The organism is Melioribacter sulfuriphilus, assembly GCF_051488685.1.
Lineage (GTDB): Bacteria > Bacteroidota > Ignavibacteria > Ignavibacteriales > Melioribacteraceae > Melioribacter.
Genome location: NZ_JBPSEH010000003.1, coordinates 126,030 through 139,565, shown reverse-complemented (window position 1 = coordinate 139,565; position 13,536 = coordinate 126,030). Strand labels below are relative to the sequence as shown.

The window sequence follows — 13,536 nt, the reverse complement described above, 5'->3', positions numbered from 1 at the left end:
TCCTGTTAATTATTTTCTAAATAAGATTTCAGGAATTGTCCGGTATACGATCTACTGCATTCGATAATTTCTTCTGGCGTGCCCGTTGCAACTACCTCGCCGCCTCGTTCACCTGCTTCGGGCCCCAGATCTATTATGTAATCGGCGCATTTTATAACATCGAGATTGTGTTCGATAATTACTACAGAATTTTTATTTGCAATAAGCATTTGAAAACTCTTCAGCAATTTGCTTATATCGTCGAAATGTAAACCAGTAGTGGGTTCGTCGAAGATAAAGAGAGTATGTTGATTTTTTCGATGTTGCACAAGATGAGAAGCAAGTTTAACTCTCTGTGCCTCGCCCCCTGATAGGGTAGTCGAGGGCTGTCCCAATTTAATATAGCCCAACCCGACGTCGGAAAGAGTCTGCAAAATATCCTTTAACTTGTCGTTGTTCGTAAAAAATTCAAGAGCTTCGTCGACAGTCATATTTAGTACATCAACTATATTTTTGCCTTTATATGTAATTTCACGCACTTCCTTTTTGAAGCGCGTACCTTTACAATCGTCGCACTCGAGGAATATATCTGCGAGAAACTGCATTTCGATTTTTACGAAACCGTCACCTTCACAGGTTTCGCATCTACCTCCGGGAACATTGAACGAAAAGTAGCCAGGTTTATAACCGCGCGCTCTTGCTTGTGGAGTCGATGCAAATATTTCACGTATCAGTTCATACCCTTTCACATAGCTGATCGGATTTGATCGAGGTGATTTTCCGATAGGCGACTGGTCGACGATTTCTATGTTGTCAATATATCGCGCTCCTTCAATTGAATCGAATTTACCTACTTTGGGTGGATTGCCTCCCTTTAATTTTTCAAGCCCACCGTAGAGAATGTCGTGCACAAGTGTACTTTTTCCTGAACCACTCACGCCGGTAACTACAACAAATTTTCTCAAGGGAAATTCGACTGTAATATTTTTTAGATTGTTTTCTCGCGCACCAATTATTTTTATAGTCTCTGTTTTGGAAGTGTTTCTCCTTTCGGGTATTGGAATTTTAAGTTTGCCCGACAAATATTTGCCTGTGAGCGAGTTGGGATTTTTGATAATTTCACTGTATAAGCCGTAGGCAACAATTTCTCCGCCGTTTAATCCTGCCTTCGGTCCCATGTCGTAAATCAGATCGGCTTCTTTCATCATTTCAGGATCGTGCTCTACTACAAGTACGGTATTTCCAATATCCCGTAGCGATTTAAGAATTTTTATCAACCTTGTATTATCTCTCGGATGGAGTCCTATTGAAGGTTCATCGAGCACATATAAAGTTCCCATCAGGGCAGAACCCAGAGACGTGGCAAGATTAATTCTTTGAGTTTCACCGCCAGAAAGTGTACTGCTGAGACGGTCTAATGTAAGGTATCCCAGTCCAACTTCGTTTAAAAATGTAAGTCTTTTTAAAATCTCATCGTAAATCCGCTGTGCAATTGCTTTATCGTAATCGCTCAATCGAAGGTTAAGAAAAAATTCGTGAGCTTTTTCTATCGACATTTTTACAATATCGAAAATTGAAAGTCCACTTATTTTTACCTGGAGAGCTTCTCTTCTTAATCGTGAACCTTTGCAAGCATGACATACAGTATAGCCTCTGTATTTACTCAGCAGGATTCGGATGTGCATTTTATACGTATGCTTTTCAAGTTCTTTGAAAAAGCCATCAATGCCGTCGAAACCATCGTACCCATTTTTAATAATTTCAACCTGTTTTTCGCTCAAATCCTTGAACGGTTTATCGAGGGGAATTTTATACTTATTGTTTCTTATTAATTGTCTGAGATACTTGCTGAATTTTGGAGTGCGCCATGGGGCTATTGCGCCTTCGCTTATACTTAAAGATGGATCTGGAACTATCAAATTCATATCGTAATCCATCGTTTTGCCAAATCCCTGACAGACTGGACATGCGCCGTATGGATTGTTGAATGAGAAAAATCGAGGTTCTGGCTCTTCGTATTTGATTCCACAACATTCATAAAAGCGGTTGAAATTTTTCCTTTCGAAATTATCTGCGTTAACGATAAGTAATCTTCCTTCGCCCTCTTTAAATGCAATCTCAATCGACTCGGCCAATAATTCGCGTACTTTTCCCTTCTTTATCTTAAATCTGTCGAGCACAACAACAATATCGCTTTTATCGATTCCTGCAAATTCTTGAAAACTTTCGAGTTCGCTTAAGTCGACGAATTTATTATTTACAATTAATCTAAAGAAACCTTTCTTTTTCAGTAATTCTATTTCTTCAATAACAGTCCGTTTTTCGTGCGGATGTATCGGGAAGCCGAGATAGTATTTGCCATTTTCATCCTGATTTTCGAGCCACTCGCAAACGGTAGTAACCGTATCTTTTTTAACCTCGTTACCGCAAACAAAGCAAATTGTTTTTCCAATTCTGGCGAATAATAAACGTAAATAATCATAGATTTCGGTGGAAGTGGCAACAGTCGAGCGGGGATTCCGTGCTGTGGTCTTCTGTTCAATTGCTACGGCTGGAGAAATGCCCTGTATGATATCGACATCAGGCTTGTTCATCCTTTCGAGGAACTGACGTGCATAAGAGGAAAGGCTTTCGACATAACGACGCTGTCCCTCCGCATAAATGGTGTCGAATACAAGCGAAGATTTACCACTACCACTTACGCCGGTAAATACAATCAATTTGTTTTTAGGTATTTCGAGGGAGATGTTCTTTAAATTATGTTGTCTGGCCCCTTTTATTATTATTTTTTTATTATCGAATGTCATAAGTAATTTTAGAAAAATCGTAACCAGTAAGTTACGAATTAGTTAGAAGATTTTCTTTCAGGACAAAGGCGAAAAGATCGGTCAGAAAAACTACTTTTCTTCTTCCCAGTCAATTAGTTTTCCGTCCCTGAAAAAGAAGATAATTTTTCCGTAATACCACTGAGTAAAAACGCCCCACTTTTCCACGTTTTTCTCGATTCTGTCGGGCTTGCCCCAACCAGCATTCAGCATCTTATCGGTCATTCCTTTCCATATCTGTTTATGATAAACACGGCTACCGTATTTACGTCCGAATTTTTTAATATAAATTGCTTCGATATCTCTCTCGGCTTTTTCAATTAATAAATCGAGCTTTTTACTTTCGTTTTTAAGAGAATCAATTTCGGTTTTCAAAATCGACTTGTTTTGCTGAAGATTTTTTTTCTGAACGGTTAAAGAATCGTACTTAAATTTATATTCTTTTGAACCTGACGTACTTTGAGCATTGATTAATGAAAAGCTCAAAATAAATAATAACAGAAGTCTATACATTTGACTGCATCCTGATAATTATAAAAACAAATCCCGCAGAATGCGGGATTGCAAGTAGTGAGATATTTTTAAAAAAATTGTTTATTGATGTCACAATGATAATAAAATTCATAAAAAAATTACAATTCTTTCGTACCGAAACAAACACCAACTGCTTTAGCTGCAAGAACTCCCTGATCGGTTTTTTTTACGTGTTTTTGTTTGGCAATTGCATCGACAATATTTACACTTTTTATTTCATTTCCTTTCAAAGCGACCATTTTGCCGAACTGTCCTTTAATGGCGAGCTGAATAGCTTGTGTACCGAATTTTGTTGATAATATACGATCGAATGGAGTTGGACTGCCACCTCTTTGAAGATGTCCAAGAACTGTATAGCGTGTTTCGAGACCCGTATTCTCACTGATTTTTTTTGCAACATATTCGCCTATACCACCGAGCTGAATAGGGTCGGTTCGTTTAATGTCTTTGCCTTTCATAATCATTGTGCCGTCTTTAGATTTTGCGCCTTCGGCTACGCAAACAATACTGAAACGTTTGCCCATCATATTGCGCATTAGAACCTTGTCATAAATTGCTTCCCATTCGAATGGAATTTCGGGTATCAGAATTACATCGGCTCCGCCTGCAAGACCACCGTTTAAAGCTATCCAGCCGGCATATCTGCCCATTACTTCGATAACCATTACACGATGGTGAGATGAAGCAGTGGTATGAAGTCTGTCGAGCGCCTCGGCTACCACATAAACTGCTGAATCGTGTCCAAATGTAAGATCAGTGGCATCGAGATCGTTGTCGATAGTTTTGGGGACACCAACTACGTTCATGCCCATCTGGCTAAGCTGATGTGAAATATGCATAGTCCCATCGCCACCAATTGCTATAATGGCATCGAGATTCCATGCTTCATAATTTCGTACTGCATCTTTCGAGCGATTCATTATTTTAATTTTACCTTCCACTTCTTCAGGCCAGTGAAATGGATCGCCCTTATTTGAAGAACCCAAAATTGTTCCACCCGTTGCAAGTATTCCCGAAACGTCTTTGTTGTAAAGCTCCATTGCTTTGCCTTCTACCAATCCCTCAAATCCGTCCAGAATGCCCAGAACAGTCAAGCCGTTATCTAAAGCTGGTTTTGTTACTCCTCGAATTACTGCATTCAATCCGGGGCAATCTCCTCCGCCCGTTAAGATTCCAATCCTTTTTATTTTTTTTGCTGGCATAATACACCTTACTTTAAGTCGGTTTTATTATCGTAATTTTTGTGTTACTTTAAAATGTAATTTAGCAATTTTTTCTAATTCTACAGTCTCAAATTTTGCAGCAGCGTTTATAACGTTGAAGGATGAACCCTTGGGCAGTTCAATTCCGAACCGCTCTTTTTGCATTATAAACCACTCGTTAAACTTATACCTTGCAAGTATTGATGCCGCTGCTACACCCGTATATTTTTCAGCTCCTGTTTCCATAATGACTTTTACATTTACCGTGTTAATTGAAGGATGAATATTTAATTCTCTGTTGCTGAATTTATCTGTAATTACAAGATTACATTTTACTCGGTTTAGAAGTTTGCTCACCACTTTTGAATGGCAGTAAGTGAGAAGTGAGTTAAGGTTTCTGAACTCTTCATACTTTTTATTATATTCAGCAGGTTCCAGCGAGTAAACCTCATAATTATCTTTTTTAATAATTGAGATAATTTCCGGTGCTAATGAATTAATCCGTGAATCGCTTAAATCCTTGCTATCACGCACTCCCAATTTCCTCAATATTTTTGAAGTCTCTTTATTTACATAGACTGCAGCAACTACCAGTGGTCCGAAGTAGTCGCCTTTGCCGCATTCGTCTGTGCCAATATATTCATCGTATTCAATATTATCATTCGTAATTTCAGGTGGACTTTCGTCGAAAACTACACTTTTGATTCTATTATATTCGTACGAATTTTGGTCACCCTGAAGAACAATTGTGTTTCCTTTTTTGCCGAAGTAAACTTGAATTTTTATTTTTTTCCCACTGAAATTGACTATGAATTCATAGTTGTATTTTTTTTCTTCAATATTCGAAGAATTAAAGCCACTTTCCGTAATTTTTTTGTGGACCGACTCGATAATATTCCGCGCTGATTGTTTGATATTGATTTGTCCCATGCCAATAAAAAAATAATTCGGATAGTAACATATAAATTTTGGACGAGAAATATACTCGGCAAAATGAAGACTACTTTTTTCAATGGAGAAATTCAATAAAATTTCGTAATCTTGTGACCGTCTTTTATTAAGACTCATAATTAAAGATAAAAATTGGCAGTGTGGTCGCCTGTCTGACATAAACGGATAGGTGGCGCATTTTAAAACTTAGACATAAAATATTAGGAGAGGTGGCAGAGTGGTTGAATGCGGCGGTCTTGAAAACCGTTTGGTGCTTACGCGCCACGGGGGTTCGAATCCCTCCCTCTCCGCTAGAAAATCTTAAATTATACAACTTTAGCCTTCTTTCTTTGAAAGTTTTTAGCGTACTGCGAAAAGTGTGATGTTTATTTCATCCCAGGATTTTCCTTTTAACATTATTCATCTCGACTTGTCTTCTAATAAATAACCCAATAATTTTTACGTTAAAGCTGTAAGGTAACAATATTTATTGCCGTAGAGAATTTATGTTTAGCTTTAGCGAACCGACCGAAGAAACTCAATTGAGGGTATTATATGATTTAACTTTTATTATGTTAGTTAATGCACAAAAACTAATAAATCATAAATTATTATACATATGCGACAGTTAGTAAGAGATAATCGTAAGAAAATATAATTAACAGTTATAATTTTACATACCAGTAGTTGACTTCGGCTATTCAATTGATAACCCATTAAATGTAGCAATAGATGGTATCGCTTCAGTAAAGTCACTAGTAGAAGATAAAAAATGGAAAATTAAGAAAACACTACATCGAATAGAAAAACAAACCTTTAATACCAATAGAAAACCATCAATACTTATTCTAGAGTAAAGACGGCAACTACATGTTTAAGTATGGTTAATTAATTTTGTAAATCTGAAATCGATACACTTCGAAGAGGGAGGCGAAATCATTAAATATTTTGATATGTTTTTCCAGATTATTCCACATTGAAAGAGCAATACAACAAGATGTTGAAAAACAAATTATCCGAATAGATGCGAAATAATAGAAGAGCAGCTATGGAATAATAATAAACATGTCTCATTCGATGTTATTATAATCACTTAAGTTAATAAGAGTAATTACTGAAAAGTTGGAATGTCGCAGACTTTCGAATTTATGATGCACGTGCAGCAATTCGTAGTAATACATATAGTTACGTAAGTATTAAAATTATTTTTTCTGCAGTGTTCAGGAAGGAGTAGGTAAATCGAGTGAGTAATCAATATTATTCTTTTATTTCGGTTGGGGGGTGCGTGATATTTCTGCTGGTACTGGAGGTTACAAAAGTCGACAATGGCACTCTCAGTAAATTATACGAAATCGACAAAAAAATTTATGTTCGAGTGAAATATTTCTGCTTGGTATTACATTCAATAATCTTAAAGATAGCGCAACGACGTTTTTAATAGGACGAATCTGCAAAGCTGCTAAATAGGTATTCCCTCTCTCAAAAAAATTACATTGTGTCTAACAAGGAATTTGCCGACTACATGTATCGCTTCATTTAAATTATCTAAAAAGAAGAATGAGTAGATAGATGCTTCGATTACAGATTCAATTGAATATAGAAAAGCATATAACAATATAATTGGTAAAGCTTTTCTACATAAAGGACAAATAAGTTACTCAATTAACTCTCAACGAAAAGCCGACGCCTATAGAAGTTAGTGTTGTGCCAGAATGTTTAGTACCAAATTGTATATTATTCTCAGAAGACGTCGTTAAGAGAGATGGTAGGTTAAATCAAAGGAAAAATAATACGAGAAGATTAAAAGGTAAGATGGCGAAAAATTCTTTTGAGTAATTAGCTAATAAAACAGAGATTCTTTTGATGAAACGATTTTACGAGAATTTAATTTAAGATATTAAATATTACCGACAAGTTATTCCGAAAATTAACGAAGCAAATCACTATACAAAAGTACAAATCCTCTGTTGATTATACCGACAAGAACAAAGATTAACTCATTTAATTTAGAAAGGAAGGTAATCTCAAATAAACAGAAAAGTTAAAAATTCCTGTTCTGTTTGAAGATTTGGATAGGTTCAGTCACCTTTCTCTTGATTATTTATGTTAATTAAAAACTTCTGTAAAAGTCATATTTGTTAAATCGTTTAACTATTATTAAAATAAAATTTCCCAAATACAGTCGTCAAATCGTTAAGTAATCGGTAACTTATTTTTATGCAAAATCTTACTTGACAATAAGATGGAATAAAAATATTTTTGTTTAGTAAAACGTTTAACCAAAAGAAAAATTCATATGTCTGTTACTATCAAGGATGTAGCTAAAAAGGCAAATGTTTCAATTGCTACCGTATCTTTGGTTATTCATAATAACAAAAGGATTTCTAATACAACCCGAAATAAAGTCCTTAAAGCTATTAAAGAATTAAATTATCATCCTTCCCGATCAGCAAAAGGATTGGTAACAAAAAAAACAGGAAATATAGGTTTTATACTTACTGATGACCATTTTCTAAAAACCGAACCGTTTTATACCAAAATATTTTTAGGTACTGAATTTGTCGCCCGCAATACGGATTACTATGTCTTGCTTTCAACTATAGATAGAAATTATGATTCAAACCCAGTTATGCCTCGTTTTATATTGGAAAAAAGCGTTGACGGTGTAATTATAGCAGGCAGGGTTCCTGATTTATTCGTCGATGAATTGTTGACGTACGATATACCCATTGTGTTTATCGACTATTATCCGAAAGACGGAGAACATAATGTAGTGCTTATTGATAATCAACGAGGTGGTTATAACGCAACGAAACATCTTATTGACCTGGGACACAGAAGGATAGCATTTGTTGGCGGTGATATTAAACATCCAAGTATATCTGATCGTTTAGTTGGATATAAACAAGCTCTTGAATATTATGGAATTGAAGTTGACTCTCGTTTAATTATTACCGACGAAAATTATCCCGCCCGTCAAAATGGTTATTCGGCTGCTAAAAAATTATTATCTAATTGCTCAGATTGTACAGCTGTATTTGCCTGCAACGATGCAATGGCAATAGGATTTATGCAATATTGTTCAGAAAATAATATTAAAATTCCTGACGATATTTCATTAATTGGTTTCGACGATGTAGAAGCTGATTTACTTTTAAATCCTCCTCTTACTACCATGCGTGTTCCGAAAGACGATTTAGGAATTGAAGCTATGAATTTAATCGTTAGTATTTTGTCTTCTCCTCCCACTAATCAGACCAAAAAAATATTGGTACCTGTTGAACTAATCAAGAGAGAATCTACAAAGGAACTTAAAAAGTGAAAGCACTTTACTACATTGAACAAGGTAAAGTAGAATTAAAAGAAATTGATATTCCGAAGCCATCAAATAACGAAGTTATTGTTAAGGTTGATACTTGCGGTATTTGTGGTACTGATATTAATATTTTTAAAGGTGTCGCCTATGCCAAAAGAAATACTGTATTAGGCCATGAAGTTAGTGGTGTTGTAGTCGATGTTAATAATAAAAATCAAGGGATTAAAGTCGGTGATAAAGTTGTAATTGACCCAAATATTTTTTGCGGAGAATGTTATTACTGTAAGAAAGGAAAAATTAATCACTGCGAAAATCTTAAAGCTATTGGCATTAATATAAATGGTGGTTTTGCTGAGTATGTAAGCCTGCCATTAAGCCAGATCTATAAACTCCCAACTGATTTTTCTCTCGACGAAGCTTCATTTGCTGAACCTCTTTCATGTTGTATTCATGGGGTACGCCGTATTAACCTTAAAGTGGGAGAAAGTGTGGTAATTGCGGGGGCTGGTACAACAGGACTTTTGATGCTACAGCTAGCTAAATTAAACGGTGCAGCACGTATAATAGTAATTGAACCGGAAGAAAAAAAACAGGAAATAGCTTTAAGTCTTGGAGCCGACTTTGTTTTTTATCCATCTGATCCTGCTCTCGTTAGTAATATTAAAGATATTTTGAACGGTGGCGCTGATATCGCTATCGAAGCTTCTGGTAATACCGAAATTCTGAAAGACCTTATTAAAACTCTTAGAAAAGATGGACGCATTCTATTGTTTGGTATACCTCCTTCAAATGCTTCGTCAAATTATGATATTTATTTTCTTGTGAAAAATGAGATTACTTTAATTTCTTCACTTCTAAATCCATATACCTTTTTTGATGCAGTTGAGTTGCTCGTCTCTCGTAAAATAAATGTAAAACCTCTTACTACAAAAAAAATATTTATTGATCAACTTGCAGACTTTTTCAACTTGGAGCAATCTACTAATAAATCCATCATTAAATATCAATTTAATAACAAATTAAAGGAGGCCCAATGAATTTTATAAAGAAGTATATTCGGGGCTTGGTTTTTACCGTTGCTTTACTTTTTCCGCTTAGTAACATTATTCCTCAATCAGGAATTAATTTAATAGGCAGCTTTGAAGATAATTTGCCGTCGTATTGGAAGAAAGGGGGAGAGCCGAGCGGAGCAAAATTGGAATGGGCAACAGATTACTACAGGTCGATGGGCAGAAGCTTGAAGATAGAAAAGACAGGAACGGGTGAAGAAGCCTACTGGGAGAGTGAAAACATGTGTGATTTATGGTCACCTGTGCATAATAAAGATGTAGACATATTTTTGGGAGCCTATGTAAGGACAGAGGGAGTAAATGTAAATCCAGCCAATGACGACGAGCGTTGGTGGATAAGCTATACGTTTTATGGAGAGAGTGGTAATTTAATAGGGGAGGTAAAATTACCGATAGACCAGAGTAAGCCAAGCAGTGAGGGATGGATAGCCGATACAAATGAAGTAGGTAGTGTAATATTGCCGGAGGATAGTTATACAACGGTAATAAAGTTTGTAGGAGGGAAGAATGCAACGGGGACAGTATGGGCAGATGATTTTATGTTTTATGGAAGGAACGGAGCGTGGGCAGGCCAGGATTGGAACACGCAACTAGGAGTACCGACGGGATGGTTTTACTGGTTGCCGCCGATAGGAGGTAACGATGGAAGATTGAGTGATGGATATGAGAATACGAAAATAACAGATGAGGAATCATATCATGGAAGATACAGTTTGAAGTTCGAGAATTTGCCAGGTACACACGATGGATTTGTAGGCACAGTAAGATATCCGATCGGAGCCGATGTAAAAGCTGGTGATGTTCTAAGAATCAAAGTATGGATAAAAGGTAAGGATTTAGAGCCTGAGCATGTAAGCCAGACAGGAGATCAAGCAAAATTTGCCATAACTCCGATATTTCATAATACGACGGGGAATAATGAAGGCTGGGGTGAATTTTGGTCAAGGGATATTCCAATAGAATTTCCGTCAAAGAGTGAATTTGATTGGATGCCGTTTTATGTAGATATACCAGTTCAAGAAGGGGCAAAATCGTTATCGATAAGATTACATCCATTGGGGCAGTTTAGAGGGACAGTATATTGTGATTACCTGACTGTAGAGAAGTTGGATGTACCGCAGATAAGTGAGATAGGCAGTTTTGAAGGTAATTTACCGTCGTACTGGAAGAAAGGGGGAGAGCCGAGCGGAGCAAAATTGGAATGGGCAACAGATTACTACAGGTCGATGGGCAGAAGCTTGAAGATAGAGAAGACAGGAACGGGTGAAGAAGCCTACTGGGAGAGTGAAAACATGTGTGATTTATGGTCGCCTGTGCATAATAAAGATGTAGACATATTTTTGGGAGCCTACGTAAGGACAGAGGGAGTAAATGTAAATCCAGCCAATGACGACGAGCGTTGGTGGATAAGCTATACGTTTTATGGAGAGAGTGGTAATTTAATAGGGGAGGTAAAATTACCGATAGACCAGAGTAAGCCAAGCAGTGAGGGATGGATAGCCGATACAAATGAAGTAGGTAGTGTAATATTGCCGGAGGATAGTTATACAACGGTAATAAAGTTTGTAGGAGGGAAGAATGCAACGGGGACAGTATGGGCAGATGATTTTATGTTTTATGGAAGGAACGGAGCGTGGGCAGGCCAGGATTGGAACACGCAACTAGGAGTACCGACGGGATGGTTTTACTGGTTGCCGCCGATAGGAGGTAACGATGGAAGATTGAGTGATGGATATGAGAATACGAAAATAACAGATGAGGAATCATATCATGGAAGATACAGTTTGAAGTTCGAGAATTTGCCAGGTACACACGATGGATTTGTAGGCACAGTAAGATATCCGATCGGAGCCGATGTAAAAGCTGGTGATGTTCTAAGAATCAAAGTATGGATAAAAGGTAAGGATTTAGAGCCTGAGCATGTAAGCCAGACAGGAGATCAAGCAAAATTTGCCATAACTCCGATATTTCATAATACGACGGGGAATAATGAAGGCTGGGGTGAATTTTGGTCAAGGGATATTCCAATAGAATTTCCGTCAAAGAGTGAATTTGATTGGATGCCGTTTTATGTAGATATACCAGTTCAAGAAGGGGCAAAATCGTTATCGATAAGATTACATCCATTGGGGCAGTTTAGAGGGACAGTATATTGTGATTACCTGACTGTAGAGAAGTTGGATGTACCGCAGATAAGTGAGATAGGCAGTTTTGAAGGTAATTTACCGTCGTACTGGAAGAAAGGGGGAGAGCCGAGCGGAGCAAAATTGGAATGGGCAACAGATTACTACAGGTCGATGGGCAGAAGCTTGAAGATAGAGAAGACAGGAACGGGTGAAGAAGCCTACTGGGAGAGTGAAAACATGTGTGATTTATGGTCGCCTGTGCATAATAAAGATGTAGACATATTTTTGGGAGCCTACGTAAGGACAGAGGGAGTAAATGTAAATCCAGCCAATGACGACGAGCGTTGGTGGATAAGCTATACGTTTTATGGAGAGAGTGGTAATTTAATAGGGGAGGTAAAATTACCGATAGACCAGAGTAAGCCAAGCAGTGAGGGATGGATAGCCGATACAAATGAAGTAGGTAGTGTAATATTGCCGGAGGATAGTTATACAACGGTAATAAAGTTTGTAGGAGGGAAGAATGCAACGGGGACAGTATGGGCAGATGATTTTATGTTTTATGGAAGGAACGGAGCGTGGGCAGGCCAGGACTGGAACACGCAACTAGGAGTACCGACGGGATGGTTTTACTGGTTGCCCCCGGTAGGAGGTAACGATGGAAGATTGAGTGATGGATATGAGAATACGAAAATAACAGATGAGGAATCATATCATGGAAGATACAGTTTGAAGTTCGAGAATTTGCCAGGTACACACGATGGATTTGTAGGCACAGTAAGATATCCGATCGGAGAAAATAATGAACCGAGCGGAAAACTAACTCAACATATTTATGATATAACTGCATTAAAAGATGTTAATGCGGGTGATATGATAAGAATTTCAGTTTGGTTAAAAGCATCTGGTTTAAATCCTCAGGAAATGGCTGAAATAGGCGATCAAGCGAGTTTCGCTATAACTCCAATATTCCATAATACATCTGGAAATAACGAAGGTTGGGGCGAATTCTGGTCGAGAGATATTCCTCTCAAGTTTCCTGTTGCTAGTGAATTTGATTGGATGCAGTTTTATGTTGATGTCCCTGTACAGGAAGGGGCAAAATCATTGTCAGTAAGACTTCATCCTCTTAGCAGATTCAAAGGCACAGTTTATTGTGATCTCTTAGAAGTAAGAAAACTCGATCTGGTTGGTGTGGAAACCGAGGAGGCAATACCAAATCAATTCAATTTGTTCCAGAATTATCCTAATCCTTTTAATCCAACTACCATCATTAGCTATACCCTCCCGAAAGAAGGAATTGTTACACTGAAGATTTATGATATTCTTGGTAGAGAAATTAAAACACTAGTTAATTCTGCGCAGTCCGCTGGCGTTCATAGAGTAACTTGGGACGGTACAAATAATTATGGTGTTAAGGTTTCCGCAGGAACTTATATCTATCGTCTCGAAACAGAAGGATTTACTTTGTCTAAAAAGATGCTTTTGCTGAAATAGAATATGATAATTATTTATGCGTACCCGTTTGATCGGGTACGCATATCTTTGAACTGC

The 13,536-nt window shown here is 37.3% G+C and carries 7 protein-coding genes and 1 tRNA gene; 4 read left to right on the top strand and 4 right to left on the bottom strand.

Annotated features, from left to right (window positions below):
• Positions 1 to 5: 5 nt before the first annotated feature.
• The 4 genes from uvrA to rnhC form a co-directional block, all read right to left on the bottom strand.
• On the bottom strand, positions 6 to 2,786 hold the full coding sequence (gene uvrA, locus ACSSV9_RS05650) for an excinuclease ABC subunit UvrA (RefSeq protein ID WP_437346267.1): 2,781 nt from the start codon (positions 2,784 to 2,786) through the stop codon (positions 6 to 8).
• Positions 2,787 to 2,876: 90 nt separating this feature from the next.
• Positions 2,877 to 3,317: a hypothetical protein gene (locus ACSSV9_RS05645; RefSeq protein WP_437346266.1), complete on the bottom strand. Its 441-nt coding sequence runs from the start codon at positions 3,315 to 3,317 to the stop codon at positions 2,877 to 2,879.
• Between the two features lie 119 nt (positions 3,318 to 3,436).
• Positions 3,437 to 4,540 carry a 6-phosphofructokinase gene (locus ACSSV9_RS05640; RefSeq protein WP_437346265.1) on the bottom strand — a complete coding sequence of 368 codons (1,104 nt, stop codon included), beginning with the start codon at positions 4,538 to 4,540 and terminating at the stop codon, positions 3,437 to 3,439.
• Positions 4,541 to 4,567: 27 nt separating this feature from the next.
• On the bottom strand, positions 4,568 to 5,470 hold the full coding sequence (gene rnhC / locus ACSSV9_RS05635) for a ribonuclease HIII (protein WP_437346264.1): 903 nt from the start codon (positions 5,468 to 5,470) through the stop codon (positions 4,568 to 4,570).
• Positions 5,471 to 5,694: 224 nt separating this feature from the next.
• Between rnhC and ACSSV9_RS05630 the strand changes: the two genes are divergently transcribed.
• The 4 genes from ACSSV9_RS05630 (at position 5,695) to ACSSV9_RS05615 (ending at position 13,479) form a co-directional block, all read left to right on the top strand.
• Positions 5,695 to 5,781 (top strand) — tRNA-Ser (locus ACSSV9_RS05630).
• A gap of 1,985 nt (positions 5,782 to 7,766) precedes the next feature.
• Positions 7,767 to 8,792 carry a LacI family DNA-binding transcriptional regulator gene (locus ACSSV9_RS05625; RefSeq protein ID WP_437346263.1) on the top strand — a complete coding sequence of 342 codons (1,026 nt, stop codon included), beginning with the start codon at positions 7,767 to 7,769 and terminating at the stop codon, positions 8,790 to 8,792.
• On the top strand, positions 8,789 to 9,823 hold the full coding sequence (locus ACSSV9_RS05620) for a zinc-dependent alcohol dehydrogenase family protein (protein WP_437346262.1): 1,035 nt from the start codon (positions 8,789 to 8,791) through the stop codon (positions 9,821 to 9,823). The genes ACSSV9_RS05625 and ACSSV9_RS05620 overlap by 4 nt, the downstream gene beginning before the upstream one ends.
• A complete protein-coding gene (locus ACSSV9_RS05615; protein ID WP_437346261.1) occupies positions 9,820 to 13,479 on the top strand; it encodes a FlgD immunoglobulin-like domain containing protein in 3,660 nt (1,219 codons plus the stop codon). Before ACSSV9_RS05620 ends, ACSSV9_RS05615 begins: the two co-directional genes overlap by 4 nt.
• Positions 13,480 to 13,536: the final 57 nt, after the last annotated feature.

Excerpts from the sequence above, each read along its gene's own strand:
- rnhC (WP_437346264.1), bottom strand. The coding sequence starts at position 5,470 with ATGGGACAAATCAATATCAAACAATCAGCGCGGAATATTATCGAGTCG.
- ACSSV9_RS05615 (WP_437346261.1), top strand. The coding sequence starts at position 9,820 with ATGAATTTTATAAAGAAGTATATTCGGGGCTTGGTTTTTACCGTTGCT.
- ACSSV9_RS05625 (WP_437346263.1), top strand. The coding sequence starts at position 7,767 with ATGTCTGTTACTATCAAGGATGTAGCTAAAAAGGCAAATGTTTCAATT.
- ACSSV9_RS05640 (WP_437346265.1), bottom strand. The coding sequence starts at position 4,540 with ATGCCAGCAAAAAAAATAAAAAGGATTGGAATCTTAACGGGCGGAGGA.
- ACSSV9_RS05645 (WP_437346266.1), bottom strand. The coding sequence starts at position 3,317 with ATGTATAGACTTCTGTTATTATTTATTTTGAGCTTTTCATTAATCAAT.
- uvrA (WP_437346267.1), bottom strand. The coding sequence starts at position 2,786 with ATGACATTCGATAATAAAAAAATAATAATAAAAGGGGCCAGACAACAT.